The organism is Ruminococcus callidus ATCC 27760 (assembly GCF_000468015.1).
Classification (GTDB): Bacteria; Bacillota; Clostridia; order Oscillospirales; family Ruminococcaceae; genus Ruminococcus_C; species Ruminococcus_C callidus.
The window spans coordinates 32,809-49,208 of the sequence record NZ_KI260449.1; the positions used below are offsets into that span (position 1 = coordinate 32,809).

13 protein-coding genes are annotated in these 16,400 nt (G+C 39.8%); 5 read left to right on the forward strand and 8 right to left on the reverse strand.

Going from position 1 to position 16,400, the window contains the following annotated elements; all coding sequences use genetic code 11:
* Positions 1–56 precede the first annotated feature (56 nt).
* The 5 genes from RUMCAL_RS10615 (at position 57) to RUMCAL_RS10635 (ending at position 3,704) form a co-directional block, all read left to right on the forward strand.
* Positions 57–572 carry a hypothetical protein gene (locus tag RUMCAL_RS10615; protein WP_021682867.1) on the forward strand — a complete coding sequence of 172 codons (516 nt, stop codon included), beginning with the start codon at positions 57–59 and terminating at the stop codon, positions 570–572.
* Between the two features lie 215 nt (positions 573–787).
* A complete protein-coding gene (locus RUMCAL_RS10620) occupies positions 788–1,138 on the forward strand; it encodes a hypothetical protein (RefSeq protein WP_021682868.1) in 351 nt (116 codons plus the stop codon).
* Positions 1,135–1,596, forward strand: coding sequence for a hypothetical protein (locus RUMCAL_RS10625; protein WP_021682869.1), 462 nt, complete (start codon positions 1,135–1,137; stop codon positions 1,594–1,596). Before RUMCAL_RS10620 ends, RUMCAL_RS10625 begins: the two co-directional genes overlap by 4 nt.
* A 138-nt stretch (positions 1,597–1,734) precedes the next feature.
* Positions 1,735–1,980, forward strand: a complete 246-nt coding sequence (locus RUMCAL_RS10630; protein WP_021682871.1) for a hypothetical protein — start codon at positions 1,735–1,737, stop codon at positions 1,978–1,980.
* Between the two features lie 95 nt (positions 1,981–2,075).
* Positions 2,076–3,704 carry a recombinase family protein gene (locus RUMCAL_RS10635; RefSeq protein WP_021682872.1) on the forward strand — a complete coding sequence of 543 codons (1,629 nt, stop codon included), beginning with the start codon at positions 2,076–2,078 and terminating at the stop codon, positions 3,702–3,704.
* A 3-nt stretch (positions 3,705–3,707) separates the two neighbouring features.
* On the opposite strand, the gene RUMCAL_RS10640 is transcribed toward RUMCAL_RS10635, so the two are convergent.
* Genes RUMCAL_RS10640 through RUMCAL_RS10675 form a run of 8 tightly spaced genes read right to left on the reverse strand, consistent with a single transcriptional unit; the run spans position 3,708 to position 16,379 of the window.
* Positions 3,708–6,497 carry an LPD3 domain-containing protein gene (locus RUMCAL_RS10640; RefSeq protein WP_021682873.1) on the reverse strand — a complete coding sequence of 930 codons (2,790 nt, stop codon included), beginning with the start codon at positions 6,495–6,497 and terminating at the stop codon, positions 3,708–3,710.
* Positions 6,498–6,524: 27 nt separating this feature from the next.
* Complete coding sequence (locus RUMCAL_RS10645) at positions 6,525–8,261, reverse strand: DUF4316 domain-containing protein (RefSeq protein WP_021682874.1); 1,737 nt, start codon at positions 8,259–8,261, stop codon at positions 6,525–6,527.
* A 15-nt stretch (positions 8,262–8,276) separates the two neighbouring features.
* Entirely contained in the window at positions 8,277–9,116 is an 840-nt protein-coding gene (locus RUMCAL_RS16550; protein ID WP_242823508.1) for a fibronectin type III domain-containing protein, read from the reverse strand.
* 4 nt (positions 9,117–9,120) lie between these two features.
* Positions 9,121–11,202 carry a type IA DNA topoisomerase gene (locus tag RUMCAL_RS10660; protein WP_040647948.1) on the reverse strand — a complete coding sequence of 694 codons (2,082 nt, stop codon included), beginning with the start codon at positions 11,200–11,202 and terminating at the stop codon, positions 9,121–9,123.
* 14 nt (positions 11,203–11,216) lie between these two features.
* Positions 11,217–11,369, reverse strand: a complete 153-nt coding sequence (locus tag RUMCAL_RS15610) for a hypothetical protein (RefSeq protein ID WP_021682879.1) — start codon at positions 11,367–11,369, stop codon at positions 11,217–11,219.
* Between the two features lie 3 nt (positions 11,370–11,372).
* The gene (locus tag RUMCAL_RS10665; RefSeq protein WP_021682880.1) at positions 11,373–12,146 is read right to left on the reverse strand and encodes a CD1107 family mobile element protein; all 774 of its coding nucleotides are present in this window, start codon (positions 12,144–12,146) and stop codon (positions 11,373–11,375) included.
* Positions 12,143–12,529 carry a hypothetical protein gene (locus RUMCAL_RS10670; RefSeq protein ID WP_021682881.1) on the reverse strand — a complete coding sequence of 129 codons (387 nt, stop codon included), beginning with the start codon at positions 12,527–12,529 and terminating at the stop codon, positions 12,143–12,145. The genes RUMCAL_RS10665 and RUMCAL_RS10670 overlap by 4 nt, the downstream gene beginning before the upstream one ends.
* Positions 12,492–16,379, reverse strand: coding sequence for a M23 family metallopeptidase (locus tag RUMCAL_RS10675; protein WP_021682882.1), 3,888 nt, complete (start codon positions 16,377–16,379; stop codon positions 12,492–12,494). Before RUMCAL_RS10675 ends, RUMCAL_RS10670 begins: the two co-directional genes overlap by 38 nt.
* Between the last annotated feature and the right edge of the window lie 21 nt (positions 16,380–16,400).

Sequence of the window (16,400 nt, forward strand, 5' to 3'; positions counted from 1 at the left end):
AGACAGTCCTCGGCATTATCATAGTAATCGGGAAATATCTCTTGGAGGTGGTGCTTATGTTTAAGACAATAAAGATTGAAAGTAACCTTGAATTGCCATACAACCTGATTGATATTCGAGATGGAGAAAAGCGGTTCATGTTTTCATTCAAGTGTTTCGATGATAATCAATCAGAGTATTCAATACAGGCAGGCGGAGTAACCGGAAAATTTGAAGTTACATATAAGTGCAGTGGAATAGACAGCAAATTTGAATGTGATATTACAATAGGAAATCTGTATTATTTTTATATCGAACTGGAAAACGTATATGAATGTCTTCCGGGTATTGAGCCTGTTGCAGTTTTGAAGAACTATGGTGAAACATTAAACCGTACAAACATGACTTTTACATTCGATAAATTAGGGCATTGTAATGTTAGTGGCTGTTTTAAGAATGCGTCTGACGGATATAACAGCGGAATTATTTTTGAGCTTCAGATAGATATGTCCTACATATATGACATACTCACTTCCTTGGAGAGATTTTTTGATGAATTGAAACGGATTCAGGGGCATAGTAAATTTTATTAAACCGCATACGAATACACATACAAGCTGTGAAGCATTTCATTTACGCTCCGCAGCTTTTTTATTTTTTCCCCAGTGAAAATACCGAACGGAAAAATCTAATGGCGCACCCAACTTCATGCGCACTGCGAATAGACTTTTTATACGGAAGTGCGCTATAATTTTAGTATGGGGCTGAGTGATCGGCTCGACTAAAATTTCAGAATGGTGGTGATGATATGGCTACAACTTCGACTGCTGACAAGCTGACGAAACTTGAAAAGAAGATTGCAAAGCGACAGGCAACTATCGCTAAGGAGCAGAAACAGCTCGACAAGGATATGGAGGAGTATAACAAACTCTATCTTTTGGCTCTTGCCGACAAGTTCAAGTTGAAAGGTAAAGACCTGTTCTCCGCTATCGAGCGTGAGCATGAACAGCTTGAAAAGCTCCGTTACGGCGGTATGTCTGATTCGGATATTGACGGTCTGACAGATAATGCTCCTGCGGAGAAGGGCAAGGCTAATCCTTACGAGGATTCTCCCCGTACTCTGTTTGATGTAGATTATCAGAAAGAGAGCGATGAATGAGCGAATACATTTTCTTTGTCGGTGACGATTATAAGTGCAGTAATAAAGAATATGTTGCACTGCCTACGGATAAGGGACAGCAGATAACAGTCGCACTTACTGCAAGCGGAGTTCCGTTCAAAGGCAGCTTCGATAAGAAAAGTTTCGTCTTTGATTATGACAGCGAATACAAGGAGTCCGTTGATGAGATCATCGAAAACTACACCTCGGACAAGTATGCAGATATTCGCCGTGATGTAGAGGAACATCGCAGGGATAAAGACTATCTGTTCTTCATTCCTGCGGTGGCAAAGCTCCTGCGTATGACAGAGGGTACGCTCCGTAACAGACCTCATGACATTCAGCTTGCCGTCTGCAAGCGGTATGCGGATTACTGGGGCTGTGATACTTATACGATGTTGCGTGAGCTGAAAGATGTTCTTTCGCTGACAACAAAACCTGAACCTAACATAAAATGATAGCTGTGTACGGGGCGGCATTTGCCGTTCCGCACGGCTGTCATCACAAGACAACAAACACCAAAGAGGGGCAGATAAAGAAAGCGATCCCCTCGCTCTATAAGCGTAGAGAAAGAGAAGCTAAAGGAGTAACAAGCTATGAATAATAACGATACTGCCGTAGACAAAGAGAAGGCAGTAAACGGCAAAACTATGCAGGCAATGAACGAGCAGTATAAAAACTGCAAAACCGAAAGACGTGAGTACCAGATCGGCAAAGGGAGATGTGTTATCGTCCGGCACTACTGCGGTGATAAAGACCTCAGTGAAGTGCTGTATCGCAACGCTTTTGAAAGGGCGTTTTCTGAAGTTATGACGATAAACCGCACGCCTCAGACAACCTGAAAAAATTTTCCATAAGTACTTGCTTTTTTCGGCATTGCGCGCTATACTATTAACTGTAATGTTGATTAAAGCTGCTTTGGAGGAAAGGAGTAGTAATGATACCAAAGCAGACCGAATACAAGGTGGGAATGTATCTCCGCCTTTCAAACGAGGACGAGAGAGCCGGAGAATCGCTCTCTATTGAGAATCAGCGTAAGATTCTCAGCAATTACATTAGTGAACAGGGCTGGACGCTCTATGATGAGTACGTCGATGACGGAATTTCAGGCACTACGTTTGACAGACCGGGTGTGCAGAGAATGCTCGATGATGCCAAGAACGGCAGGATCAATCTGATACTTTGCAAGGATTTAAGCCGTTTCGGGCGTAATTATATTCAGGTAGGTCAATACACGGACTACATATTCCCGATGTACAATATCCGTTTTATCGCACTGACCGATAATGTTGATACAGCTAATTCGGAAAGCACGGGAATGGATATGATGCCTATAATGAATGTCTTTAATGAATGGCACGCCGCCAATACTTCCAAAAAGCTGAGAGCTGTTATCAACTCAAATGCAAAAGCCGGAAAGTATCGCACAACATACTGTGCCTACGGATATTTCAAAGGAGATGATGAGAAAAACACCCCTGTTATTGATCCGCAGACTGCACCTGTTGTACGTCGTATCTTTGAGATGAGGGCAGAGGGAAAGAAGCCTAAGCAGATCGCTGATGCACTTAATGCAGAACAGATACCGACACCTATGGACTATCTGTATCAGCGTGAAAACAAGGTAAATCCCCATGTATCGGTGCATCTCTGGAGTTCTTCGATAGTACTTCGTATACTCGGCAATCCGATTTATATCGGTACGCTTGCACTGATGAAAACAACTACTGTGAGCTACAAGAATCACAAGAGGATACGCAAGGATTCATCTGAATGGCTTATGCGTGAAAACAATCATGAGCCTATCATTCCTATGGAACTGTGGGAAAAAGTCCGTGAAATAGAGGCATCGGTGAGCCGTGGCAAGCGAGACAAGATCGGTGAGTTAGCTCCGCTTTCAGGACTTCTGTACTGCGATAGCTGTGGGAGCAAGATGCGTCAGGTCGGTTCAGCCAACCGTAAGTATATGGCTTATATGTGCGGTTATCATAATCGTTTCGGCAAGGGCTGCTGTACTACTCATTATATCCGCCGTCCGCTGATCGAACAGTATCTCCTTATGGATATTCAGGATATGATCGAGAAAGCCGCTGACGAGGAAAAGGCTAAGGAAGAATTCCTGAAACGCAAGCACGGTGTCCTTGATGCTCAGAACAGTTCCGATAAAAAGCGTATGCAGAAAGCTACAAGCCGTATTGCAGAGCTTGACAACCTGATTCAGACCGTCTATGAAGATAAGGTCATCGGTAAGATTCCCGAAGAAGTATGTATCAGCCTGCTTGAAAAGTATCAGGCTGAAAAGAAGTCATTGCAGGCTGAATGTGCTGAATGCAAGAAACGCTCCGAAATGCAGAAGCAGGACGAAAAGGACGTTGACGAATTTATTGCCCGTCTGAAAAGCTATGCAGGAGCGACTGAGCTTACACGCCAGATGTGCCTTGACCTTATCGAATATGTGACCGTAGATGATCTCAACAAGGACGATAAGAGCCGTCCGAGAGAAATCCATGTCTATTACAAGCTCATCGACAAAGAACTTGCCGACAAGCATAATGCCCTGATGTGATTATCAGGGCAAATATTTGAAACCACTTTTATATCCATTTTGTCGTTCTATAACCACAGGAGAAGTATAAAATGCGTCCAAAACAGAAGCATTCGCTTGTCTGTATTCCTGATGCGTAAGTAATTCCTTTAGCTGTGAATACTCTGTACTCCAAGATTCATTATTCTTATCAAAAGCTTGCGGAATTCCACCCCAACCGACGTATTTTGAAAGGATTTCTTTTTCTGCATCTGTCGCAGAACGATTTTCTTGCTCCAGAGTTTTTAAGGTTTTCACGGCAGTGATATTGTTCTTGAATTTTGATTTTAAGCCGCCTTCGCCAAGTGATTCATTAGTGATAGTGAAATTTTTCTCTTTTTCAGGCGATGAAGCTACTTCTGATTCTTGTGAATGGCTAGCTGTATCCTTTTCAATGGAATCTGTGCTTTTTTCTATAGGCGGAGGCGTACTTTCTATAGAGGAATCCGGTGTAATTTCATCTGGAACAGGAATATTAGGTTCGGCTTGAATGGTATGTTCCGAAGCCTTTTGCGGAGTACGGTTTAGATAGAAATCGTGGTCAAATTCCTTGACAACAGTAAATAAATCTGCTATACTAATAGTGGAGTCATTTAGGACTGAACGAGCTAGCTGTTTATCAGTGAACTCTAGGAGCCTAAGTGGCTCTATTTTTATATCCTGAACATTATACATTCTTTTCAATGTATCTTTTTGCCCATCTGCAAATTCTTCTATGGTTAATTTGGCAAGATAGGGCTGATCATCTATTTTGCAAACAGCGTATAGCTTGTGCATAAAGGCTGTGTTGTTTGCTTTATTTTTATTGTTTTTTTCTGAAATAGTGCTGTCAAGGAAAATGCTTTCTTCAACAAGTTTGGGAAGTTGGTAAAGCATATCATACACAGCATTATCATGATGTTGGTGTCCGTATTTTACGGAATCTTCTAATCCATTACGGCTAACTTGAATTGTCCAGCCGGTATCTGTATTGGTAAAAGAACCTCGTTCGATATTTCTGCTTTTTATATCGGCACGGACACTTTGAAAATCTGCATCGTGGCTAGGAATTGAAAGAATTGGTATTTGTGTTGCTTCCTGATCTCTCCATTCTCCTTGTTCCAATCGATAAAAAGGGGATTTTTCAGCCAATTCTTTTTGAAATCGCTCTTTCCATGTTGGAATTGCAGTAAGTTCGTCTTCGGTAAGATTCAAAATACTTTTTCGAGGTTCTAGTGTGCGAAGTACATCGAAATCTTCCTGTGTGACAGACGATGGTTCTTTTTCAGCAGTAGGTTTTGGTTCTGCTTTTTGTGGTTCGGTCTGAATCACAGTTGTTTTATTGGAAACAGCATGTTCAATTGCTTCTGAAACTGGATGCAATCTCCCGAAAAAGATACGACTGCTTAGTAATTTTTCATTGCCGTATGCAGAACGGAAACCATGTGATTTTTCAAAAGCAGAAGAAATTACGTTATTTGTAATATGATTCTTTTCTACAAATTTTTCAAGGCGATCCAAAAACAGAGCCTGTTGTTCAGTTTGTGCAAATCGTTCTTTGATTTCATCAAATGCTTTAGTAAGCGAATTTTTTTCCCGTTCCTGTGAGTGACTGTCAGTTTCAGGTTGATGTGAATCCAAAAAAGATTGTATTTTTTGCATATCATAGGTCTGATATACTTGTATGAAGTCATTGATCGTTTCTGCTGAATAAGTGTTATCGATTTTTTTCAATAATTCATGAGGAATGCCGATTTGAATGGCAGCGATTAGAGCATTCTTTTGTTCTGGCTGAAAGGGATTGTTCCCAATGATGCTGTTTAGGGTGATTTCTGCGTCAAATTGAGATTTCTGTTGTTGTAATTTCTGCAATACTGGATTGTCCGCAGAAATTTGTTCTGTAATGGACTGTTTGTGATACTCTTGAAAAAGGTCACAAATCATTTGTAATTGTTGATTGCTGTAATTGGGATTGAGATATGCTGTATAATCTAATGTTAATTTTCCTGCTGCTTCCTGTGTGGCAAGAAAAACAGAAAAGGGTTCTAAAAATGCATCTTGTTGTTCTGTAAATCCAAGTTCTTTTAAACCTTTATGAAATTCAGAACGAAATTTTGCTTGTACTAAAGCTTGATAGAAGATACCGGTATCTTTTTGAGAAATGGAAAAAATGCAATGATCTTTTTCCGCACGTGCTGAGAATGAAATATCTGTTTGTTTTAGATAGGGGAGGATCTCGTCAAATGTTTGCTGCGGTAAATTGGAAAGGGAGATGTCAACAGTTTCTAATGCAGCAGCATCGTGATACTGTGCAGCTCTTTTTTCTGAAATATCATGATAGAGACGAAGAACCTTTTCTTGATCCTGATCCTGTACAGTGAGGGTAGCTCTATTTTGATTGTAGATTCTCCCTGAAAAAGAAATACCTTGTTCTTCTAATTGCTTGGCAACTTGAAGAACAAGGTCTGTGTTACCTCGAATATAACTCTTTTGAGATAATTCTTGATACTTGGTGTTTCCAATAATGTTAAAAGCCGGTGGTGCATAATGTCTTGATTTTGGAAACCAATGAATTTGAGAAGCTGTTTTTTTGCCAATCAATTTTTGAATATCGTGAGAATCATTATAGTTAATGACCATTTTCACTTTGCCGTTTTTCTCGGCTGCATAATAGTTTAATTGATATTGTTCCAGCTGCTGTTGTAAAATACGAAAGGCAGCTTCGTCCATTAAAAGCGTAGCTTTTCGAATACTTGGCGTTGCTGCATTCCAGATTTGATTGCCGTAGTATTTCATCGTTTCTCCTTTTCTCTTATAATTCCATTACTTTTTCAGTTCATCTCTCTGCTTTTCAGGGGGACTGGACGGAGTATCATGAACCTTTGCTGCTAAAGCTTTCATGCTGTTTCTGGAAAAAGAAAATTCTGCTTTTTGAGGTTTCTCAAACTCCGGTTCTGGTTTTTCATTGTTGAGGATTCCATCGATCATATTTGCATTGGTTTCTGTCAATTCTTCTACAGAACGAAGGTGGCTTTGAGAAACACTACTTGCAGTTGCAGCTGTTTTTCCGAGAGGCATTTCCTGTGAATGTTCATGCTTTCTGTAATCAGAATCCGCTTCTTTCGCAGCAACAGCAGGAGACGTTTTATCTTTTTCTTGATGCTCTTGCAAATCACGGTTTGTTTCATAATTGGGATTGATAATGTAAGTAAGCGTTTCTTGTAAAGTAGAGGGATCGGAAAAGTAATTAGCAGTATATGTGTCTTTTAACATTGCCTGAATATCCAATGGTTTGCTTTCCACCTCAGACACAGACATATTTAGAAGATCTGCAATTTCAGGGATAAGAGACGGATCGGGCTTTTCTATGGGTACAGAAAGAGCTATTTCAGGCAGAAGATCAGCATTATCTACGCATATTTTTTCTGCAAATACAGGCATATTTATTTTACCAGTCTCCGCAGCTTCTCTTAATTGCTGTTCAGTTCCTGAAATAACATGGTCAATGGTAGTGCCGGATTGTTTGGTATAGGGCAATGTCACACTGTGAAATTTGTCCAGCTTTGCAGTGATTTTTTGTTTTCGCTCTTTTAGAGTATTGATTTTTTGATGGATTTTCAATTTATCAGCCGCACTGTCTGTTGCCATGTATTTTTGAGACAGTAGAGAGATCTTCTGCTGACAAGAATCTAATTTATAGGACAATCGCTGTATTGTGGTTTGATGTAGCCCATCCATTGCTTGCGAAAAGGCTTGTCGTCTATCAGCATTGTCAGAGATACCGAAACTCTTGATAATTTGGTTAATACAACGGCATCTGTCAAGTTTACATTGGGTAATGTCGCTTTTCCTGTCGATCTTCTCAATCTTTTTAGATTGCTCTTGTATTTTGGTTTGTAGTTTCGGAATTCGATTTTCTTGAATTTTTATGATCTTTTGTTCGTTGCGATGAATCGCAGCTTCTGCCATAGTTTTGATGCCGGGAACTTTCGCATTTTGAAATAAACTGTGGAGCATCTGATTGGTATCAATAAGTCGTTGTACCTTATCTGAAAATCTATCGATTTTGCCTTGATTGGTTTGAATTTTATTCTCTAATGCAGTCCTTTTTTCGGAAAGTGCGTCTAATTTTTCAGTGTGTTGGATTGCTTTTGCTTGTAAGATCGGGAGAAGTTGTTCAGGTTGTGGTTGCCCTGAAAATACGCTTGATTCGGTGTATTCTGCCTTGTCTTGACTTTGCTGCACTTTTGCAGCCTGTTCTTCCAATTCTTTTTGACGTTCCAAAGCCCTTTTTAATTGTTGCTGCAAGTCATCTAATTCTTGCTGGGCTTTTGAAGTATCGTTTTCATGCGGACGTGCAGCTCCAGAAAGAGCATTTTGTACAATGTCCCAGTCCTTTTGGGAAAAATGTAATGTCAATCGAGAATCATCATATCTTCCCGAAAAAGGCACTTGCTTTTGCGTCAATTCAGAAATAATGTCAGCGGCTTTGTCTGTATCGACAGTGACAAATTGACGATTTTCGATTTTTTTATAGTCGATATTGCCGACAGTAGTCATATGTCGCTCCTTTCATCAATAGCTAATGGGATTGCCGTAGTTGATTTTTTGTATAGATCGAATGTTATCAAAGTCAAGACCATTCCAAGAAAAGCAGCCGTAGTTTCCGGTAAAAGCAACACAATTTGGAAGTTGTCCGTTGCCATGAATAAATTCTATAACACATTTTCCTGTACCACCAAAATGATGATAGGGAACATCCCCCTTGCTATCGCAAATTTTAACGGTAAATTGAATCCCATTTTCCAGAGTGATCAGAAATCTGTCGTTGCAATATCCGTATTTTGTGCCCATTGCAACACAGTAATCTCCGTATTCATCACGCATAATTCCAGTGTCTGTAATCGGGTCAGGAATACATCCCCGTATTGCAGACCAAGAAGGATTCCTAGTTAATCCAGCAGCATTTTCGTATGCAAAGCAATTTGTCCAACCATCTTCATACGGGAAATTTTCAATCACTTCTACTTGTTCCGTTTTGGCATATGCACAAGTGGATTGCATTTCCGATGTTTCTCCTTCTTTAGCAATTGGAATCACATCAATTGAATAGGAAGTCCCTTCCCGTAATCCAGTAATATAGCAGAGAGAATTCGATTTAAAAACAAAGCACATATTATCAACGTATGCGATGTCAGAATCTAAAATGGTACAGGTAACCGTATAATCACGGTTCTGCTCTGCTGTCCATGTCACTTTTAAGCATGAAACGGAAACTGGAGAAACTTGCAAATCAGAAACGCAATGAATGGACGTGTCTGGATGTGGCTGTATTGTCACTGGTTCTGTAGATGGTGAAACAGATGAAGTGACGAGAAGTGCGGAAATGTAAGTGCCTACAAATTTTTCAAACATAGAATTACTTCTTTCGTGGAGGAAATTCAAAACCGGTGGTTTTGTCATCTTTTAAGATGAGATAGGCATCAAATTCGTTGCCGGCTTTGCTTTTAAATCCTTTGATTAGATCGGTTTTCCCTTTTTCAAGTAATTTTTTTGTTTGTGTTGCAGAAATGATTTTGTTGCAGATGGACTTCCATATGATAAATCCGCATTTTTCTTTATCATTCTCACAAGAAAAAGACTTTTTCCATTCGACAACATTCTTTCCGCACTTTGGACATTTTCCAATCACTGTTCGCTGTGTCTGAAAAGCAGCATTTTCAGCTTTTTCGTTGTATTTTCCAGAAATGTCACTTACAAATGAGATGATTTCATGCATAAAATCATCTGGATTGCATTGACCACGTTCTATTTCTTGCAGCTGAGTTTCCCAGTCTGCGGTCAGCTGTGCGGATTTTACCTCATCTGGAACGACTGCGATTAAACTAATGCCCTTTGCAGTTGGGAAGATCTGTTTCTTCTTTCGCTCAATGTATGCTCGTTTTACCAGCGTTTCCAAAATTGCAGCACGAGTGGCAGGAGTGCCAAGTCCTTTTTTCTCTACATCAGCATTTTCATCATAATTATGATTTCCTGCGGTTTCCATTGCTTTTAGCAGTGTATCTTCTGTATATGGCTTTGGAGGACTGGTATAATGCTCTATAACAGAAGAAGTTACATTTTCAAATACCTGTCCTTTTTCGAGAGGCGGCAGTGTTTTTTCATCTCCAGATTTTACAGTGTCCTCATTGCTTTTCAGCATTTCTTTTATTGCAATTTCAAAGGCTTTCCAGCCAGCATTTAAAATTGCTTTGCCGGTTGCAGAAAAATTGTGGTTTTCACAGATAACTGAAACTTTAGTTGCTTCATACCGATGTGGATCAGCTGTTGCAAGAATCAATTTTGCTGCAATCAGGTTGAGAATATTTCTTTCGCCATCAGGAAGATCTGCTAATTTTTTATGTGCAATTTCTGCTGTTGGAATAATTGCATGGTGATCTGAGACTTTAGAATTATTGATGCAGCGTTTTACATTTGGTTCTGGAATAGATAATCCCTGACAGCATGATATGGTATTGCAAATCGTTTGTATCAGATCAGCTGCGGTTTGTTCCATATCTTCCGTTAGATACTGGCTATCGGTTCGAGGGTAGGTAACCAACTTCTGTTCATATAAAGACTGCGTATAGTCTAAGGCTTGTTGTGCTGTATAGCCGTACTGACGATTTGCTTCACGTTGCAACGTGGTTAGATCGTAAAGTTTCGGCGGATTTACAGTTTTGATTTCTTTTTTGATTTCTGAAATTGTAGCTGTTTTTCCACTGCAAGATTCTGCAATGTTTTTTGCTGATTCTTCTTCGTCAATTCGTTCTGACGATGCAACAAATGTGCCGCAGTCCAACTCTACAGTAAAGAATTTCTGTTTAACGAAATGTTTTACATCGTAGTCACGTTGTACGATCATAGCAAGCGTAGGCGTTTGTACTCGCCCAATCGAAAGCAATGTTCCATAACGGCAAGTAAAAAGACGTGTGCTATTTAATCCAACAAGCCAGTCTGCCTTTGCCCGACAAAGTCCAGCTGCATATAAGTTGTCATAGTCACTGTCAGGACGAAGATTTGAAAATCCCTCACGGATTGCTTTATCCTCCATTGAAGAAATCCAAAGGCGTTTACAAGGTTTTGTGCAGCCGATTTTTTCATAAACATAGCGGAAAATGCATTCACCTTCTCGTCCGGCATCTGTAGCACAAATGATTTCATCTACACGAGAATCCTGCATGAGTTCCTGAATTACTTGAAACTGTTGTTTTGTTGTTGAGGAAACAACAAATTTCCAGTGTTCAGGAAGAATCGGGAGCGTTGAAAAACTCCATTCTGAAATTTTAGTACCGTATTTGGAATCGTACTTATCTGGGCTTGCAAGTTGTACCAGATGACCAATGCACCATGTAACAATATACCCGTTTCCTTCCAAATAGCCATCTTTCTTTTCAGTTGCTCCTATTACAGAAGCGACTGATCGTCCTACACTGGGCTTTTCTGCAATCACCAGCTGCATAGCAATTCCTCCTTTCACGCTTTTTTCTGATTGCGGCTGTTCTGAAATCGTGCTTCATTGATGTATACAGGATATTTCTGGGCATCAATTTCTCCCTTGATGGAGAGAGCAAAGAGTACACCCATTACTGCAACTGCAATCATTCCACCTACAATAACTTTTTTCATAGCTTATTCGTCACCATCCTCATCTTCATCGTACTCATCAAAGTCCAGATCATCATTTGGAACGGTAGACTTTTTCTTTTTGAACTTAAAGAAGAAAATTGCAGCACCAGCACCGATAACAACTACCACGCAAAGAATAATCATCATATTTTTGTTTCCTGATTTCGAACTTGACGAAGCAGCAGCGGTGGAAGTAGTTGTTTCTACTGCATTTTCGGATTCATCAATAGAAGATGTGGTTTTGCCAAATGCAGTGCCGTTCTGTTTTTCGTAGTCCTCTACCGAATTATCTGAATTATTTCCATCGTTCAGCAGAGTATATAAATCATAATCATCTACCTTGTTCAGAAAATAAACAACATTTTCACCGCCGTTTTCCTTTGCAGCGGTATAGTCGATCAAGATGTAGAATACATTTCCATTTTTTGTGGTTACAGAGATAAACTGCATCTCATCAGAATCATAGATAATCTTCTGATTCTCGATCAGTGATGCATTTCCTTCGGTATCATAGTAGGGATCATTTTCATAATCAATCTGAGACGAATCAGAGTTGCCATCTGCATTTCCGGTTGCTGTGTTGGAGTCAAGAATTTCTCCCAGAATTTGATCCGCAGATTCTTGTGCTGCATCGGTATTGCTGCTTTCTTCTTGTCCCATCATGCTTTCATCAGTTTGTGCAGGAATATCCTCATTTACCGCAGAAGCAGAAATGCTCATGGGAAAAGGCAATGCCATTGTCAGTGCAGCAAGTGCTGCAATCCATTTTCTTTTCATTCGAAATTCCTCTCTTTCTCATTTTGGGTTGTGCTTGTTTCTTTCATAGCGGTTGTTTCTGTATTTGATTCCGATGTAATCATTTCTGCAATTTCTGATGCTGTTATGCCGGATTCACGCAACTTCTTTCCCAGTTCCAGATCATCACAAACAACTTCTAAGGATAATCCACCCTTTCGAATCATATTAAAAATTTCAGTGCTTTCAATGTCTTGAATCTGCTTCTGAATAGCTCGTTTATCAATTGCATCTTTTTTCATGCGTTCTTCCAGCTCATTCAGTTTTTGATGCAGCCGCTTCAATTTCCTTTTTGTAGTTTCTTTCATATCAAATTGCCTTTCCGTTTTAATAATTGATAAGGAGTCTTGGGTCAGCCATTTCATAGCTGTTCCAGTCATAGCTAATGTATACTTGAACGTGAACATAGTCGTAGACTGCTTTTTCATTTTTGGTAGTAAAGCAGTTTCGGTCGCTGGTAGAAGTACCTATTTTTTCTCCGGCACTTACAATGTCTCCATTATTCAATCCACTTTTTAGTTTGACATTGCTGTATAGGATTTTTACCTTTCGCTCTTTATCATACCACAGGTCTACCTTTTTAGAAGAAATAATGGTAAGAGAATGTGTATCGGGATCATAATCTGTAATTTTTCCGGATACCATGGCGTATACGCTGCTTCCGGAATTGCGAATAATATCTAATCCGTTATGCTGATTGATAGAGCAGTGTTCCTGATTCCAACCGTGCATATCATATCCATAGCCATTGTAAATCCAATTGCCGCTACTTAAATCAACAATACCACCATCTACAGGGGATGGAAATGTTTGATGATTGCCCAATAGATTGGTAGTAGAACCAGTACTACCGGAGCCACAAAGAAGTTCATAATAAGCAATTCGATCTGCGGCATCTGATTGCTCGCTTAGAATTTTTCTGATTGCTTCGTCAAATGTGTAATTTTGATGCACTGTATAGTACAGTGTGCAATTTTTTACCCACTCGTATTTTTGATAATAGGTACAGAAACCATATCCCAAAAAGCCACCAGCTTCTGCATTCACTTTTGCCCAAGAATTATAGGCGTAATGACGATTCCAGTCATCTGTAATTAGATTCTTATTTTCCATAGCACTTTTATAGCCCAAATAGCCAGAAAAACCATTTTTGATAGACACATCTGTACTGTTATTTAATTTGAAGAAGGCAACGTCATAGGGAGCAACAGTAGGACAAAAGGCAGGATCAGATGTTTTTTTGCTGCTGGGAATCCAATAGGTTGATCTTTCAAATGTATAGAAGCGTCCATATCCACCGGTATAAGCGTAATCATACTGAAATGCGTTTGTATCTTGTGTGTAGAATGAAGGCAATTCATTTCCGGAAGGATCAATCACATTGTAGCGTTGATCTTGTAAGTACCAGCCGGTTGCTTTGTATTTTTTTCTGGCATTTAGAATTTCACCATTTTCGGCATTGTAATAAATGCGGTTTGATTTTACTTTTGCAAAGTCTTTTAAGTCATTTGGAATAGCTTTGAAATCGATGTAAGGATAGCCATTTTCGGTTCCACTTCCAGTCACATAATGGAATTTCCAATCGTATGTATATGTACCTAGTTCACTCCAGCTGGATGCGTTATCGTACCGGTAATCAAAAGTGTACTCCAACTCAAATAGCTTTTTTATAATTTTGTAAGTGTCGGAGTCATATTCCCAGTAAGGTACATCAAAATCTTCTTCGTTATCTTTTGCTTTCTCTGATGCGTCAAAGTCATAATAATAAGCACAGAGAAAACTCCACAACTGATTGGGATTGAAATCATATGCCGGAGTGTCAGGAAATACAGCGGATTGTCCAAAGATGAATTCAGTAGGAGTGTCATCATAATTCTCTGTGATTTCCAAAGAAACACCCAGTTGATTTAATCCTATTTTCCATAGAGATTCATTTCCAACAGCAAGCACCTTTTTATTCATGTTATTTGCAAAATTGGTGTATACCATTTCTGATTTGGAGAGAGAATCGTCCAAAGCGGCGTATGTACCCATAATAAAGCCGGAATTTGCAAAGACACCAAAAATCAGTACAAGAATAACCAGAAAGATGAGACCACCGAATAAAACAGGTAAAGCAGGAATCATAAATTTTTTGGCGGCTTCTTCAATTCCCTTATGGAATCCACGACGAAAACGTTCTTTTAAACTACTTTTCTTTTTTGTTCTTTTCTTGTGGTTCGCTTTCTTTTTTCTTTGCTGCTGTTTGCTGCTGGATTGCTTTAATTTGCTTTCCTGCTGCTTTAACTTGACTTGCGTTTGACTGGATTTTTTCTGTAGGGATTTTTGCTTTTTCTGTGCTTTTTTTGTCTTTTGGGCGGGTGATTTTTGAAAGCGTCTTGCCGTGCGAACACCGGCATCTGCTAATCGCATAAAATCATTGTCAGCATCTGCACTGACAGCTTTTTGCCAGCTGCTAGATTTGGCACGGGCTCCAGCATAGCTAATCGGCATAAAAATAAGCGGCTTAGGCTTGCTGAATTTTACGATCTTCTTTTGCAGGAAATAAGCCTTGGTTTCTTTTTTCTGAATCCTGTAAGTAGTACGCTTGAATTTCTGATACTTCTTTTTCTCAAAACGATAGACTTGTTTTCGCCTTTTTAATGCAGTTTTTTGAAGCGGCGTGACTTTGCCATTCTTTTTGGATATGCGGAAATCTTTTTTCCGGCTGATAAATTCAGCTTTCTTTTCTATTTGGCGATGAACACTCTTTTGTAAGCCTTGATTTGTTTTTTCCGCAAGCAGCATTGTATGCTGCTTTTTCTGTACAAGTCGTTGACGTTCTTGCCTTAGAGTAACTTTTTGCCGCTGAAATCGCTGGAATCCAACAACTGCATCCTTTACAATTTTGCCGCTGGCAAGAAGACCGTGATTTGAATCATCTATATTGGAAACGTCACGTTGATATTTATAAGCGATTTTACGCTTGACTTCACGCCAGCCAATATCTTTGATTGTTAAGGCTGTGGTTTCAGCGGCTAATGCAGTATTTATTCCTGCTTTTGCAGTTAATTTTACATCTGCCCACGCACCTTGTGCAGCTGCCTTTGCAACAATAGCTTTCTTTGTCTTTGGTTGTTGAGATTGCAGATGTTTAGTCAGAGATGGAATATCACCGGAAATGCGGTGACGGAATGAGACTGCTTTATGTATCACACCACGACTTTTTTGCAATTGCGGAACATCTGTACGCACAAAGTGCATTTTAGTGTGAAATCCACCATTTTGATCTTGTGTTCGTTTCAATTGCAATTGCCAATGTCGATTATCAGCATGACCAGCATCAAAACGTCGTATAAAAGCGTTTTCTACAGCTAATGCTGTATGTCCTGTAAATCGAAGTGCTTTTTTTGCAGTTTGAAAAGCAACTGAATTTGGCAGTATCGTTGGCGTATCACCAGTGATACGGTGACGCATAGAGTTAATGCGATGTAATACACCGTGATATTCACCGACTGTAGGATTTTCTATACGAACAAACTTCGCCTGTGTATGAAATTTTCCGCTGCTGTCTGCATTGCGTTGAAATTGCAGATGCCAATGTCGGTTATCAGCGTATTCTGGTCTAGTACGTCGCAGTACAGCATTTTCAGCTGCCAGAACGGTGTGTCCTGTAAACTTCATGGCATTCTTTGCAGCAGATACAGCAGCACTATCGGAGAAGATCTTAGGAGTATCTCCGGTGATACGATGCTGCAAGGAAGCTGCACGATGGAATAAGCCATGTGTGTTTCCGAGGTTTTCATTTTCTTTTCGGACGAAATGAACTTGTGTATGCTGATTTCCAGTAGAATCTTGCATACGTTGAAATTGTAAATGCCAATGCCGATTATCTGCATGAGCTGGGTCTTTTCGACGAATCACAGCATTTTCCGCTGCTAGAACAGTATGTCCTGTAAATTTCATGACATTCTTTGCAGCAGATGTAACGGTATTGTCAGGGAAAATCTTAGGAACATCTCCGGTGATGCGATGCTGCATAGAAGCTGCACGATGAAAAACGCCGTGATATTTCCCGATTTCTTGATTTTGCTGGCGTGTAATTTGTACACCTGTTTTTAGCTTTCCGGAATCGTCCACTTGTTGAGAAAAATGAACATGGACGTGCTTTTTTTCCTGTAACTGAAAATCTCTCCCAGATTGAAAGCCTACTTGCCTACGTTTGTGCATTCTCATTTTTTCACCACCTTTGACACT

What these genes read in the sequence shown, in the direction of transcription:
- RUMCAL_RS10615 (WP_021682867.1), top strand. Translation starts at nt 57, where the DNA reads ATGTTTAAGACAATAAAGATTGAAAGTAACCTTGAATTGCCATACAAC.
- RUMCAL_RS10620 (WP_021682868.1), top strand. Translation starts at nt 788, where the DNA reads ATGGCTACAACTTCGACTGCTGACAAGCTGACGAAACTTGAAAAGAAG.
- RUMCAL_RS10625 (WP_021682869.1), top strand. Translation starts at nt 1,135, where the DNA reads ATGAGCGAATACATTTTCTTTGTCGGTGACGATTATAAGTGCAGTAAT.
- RUMCAL_RS10630 (WP_021682871.1), top strand. Translation starts at nt 1,735, where the DNA reads ATGAATAATAACGATACTGCCGTAGACAAAGAGAAGGCAGTAAACGGC.
- RUMCAL_RS10635 (WP_021682872.1), top strand. Translation starts at nt 2,076, where the DNA reads ATGATACCAAAGCAGACCGAATACAAGGTGGGAATGTATCTCCGCCTT.
- RUMCAL_RS10640 (WP_021682873.1), bottom strand. Translation starts at nt 6,497, where the DNA reads ATGAAATACTACGGCAATCAAATCTGGAATGCAGCAACGCCAAGTATT.
- RUMCAL_RS10645 (WP_021682874.1), bottom strand. Translation starts at nt 8,261, where the DNA reads ATGACTACTGTCGGCAATATCGACTATAAAAAAATCGAAAATCGTCAA.
- RUMCAL_RS16550 (WP_242823508.1), bottom strand. Translation starts at nt 9,116, where the DNA reads ATGTTTGAAAAATTTGTAGGCACTTACATTTCCGCACTTCTCGTCACT.
- RUMCAL_RS10660 (WP_040647948.1), bottom strand. Translation starts at nt 11,202, where the DNA reads ATGCAGCTGGTGATTGCAGAAAAGCCCAGTGTAGGACGATCAGTCGCT.
- RUMCAL_RS15610 (WP_021682879.1), bottom strand. Translation starts at nt 11,369, where the DNA reads ATGAAAAAAGTTATTGTAGGTGGAATGATTGCAGTTGCAGTAATGGGT.
- RUMCAL_RS10665 (WP_021682880.1), bottom strand. Translation starts at nt 12,146, where the DNA reads ATGAAAAGAAAATGGATTGCAGCACTTGCTGCACTGACAATGGCATTG.
- RUMCAL_RS10670 (WP_021682881.1), bottom strand. Translation starts at nt 12,529, where the DNA reads ATGAAATGGCTGACCCAAGACTCCTTATCAATTATTAAAACGGAAAGG.
- RUMCAL_RS10675 (WP_021682882.1), bottom strand. Translation starts at nt 16,379, where the DNA reads ATGAGAATGCACAAACGTAGGCAAGTAGGCTTTCAATCTGGGAGAGAT.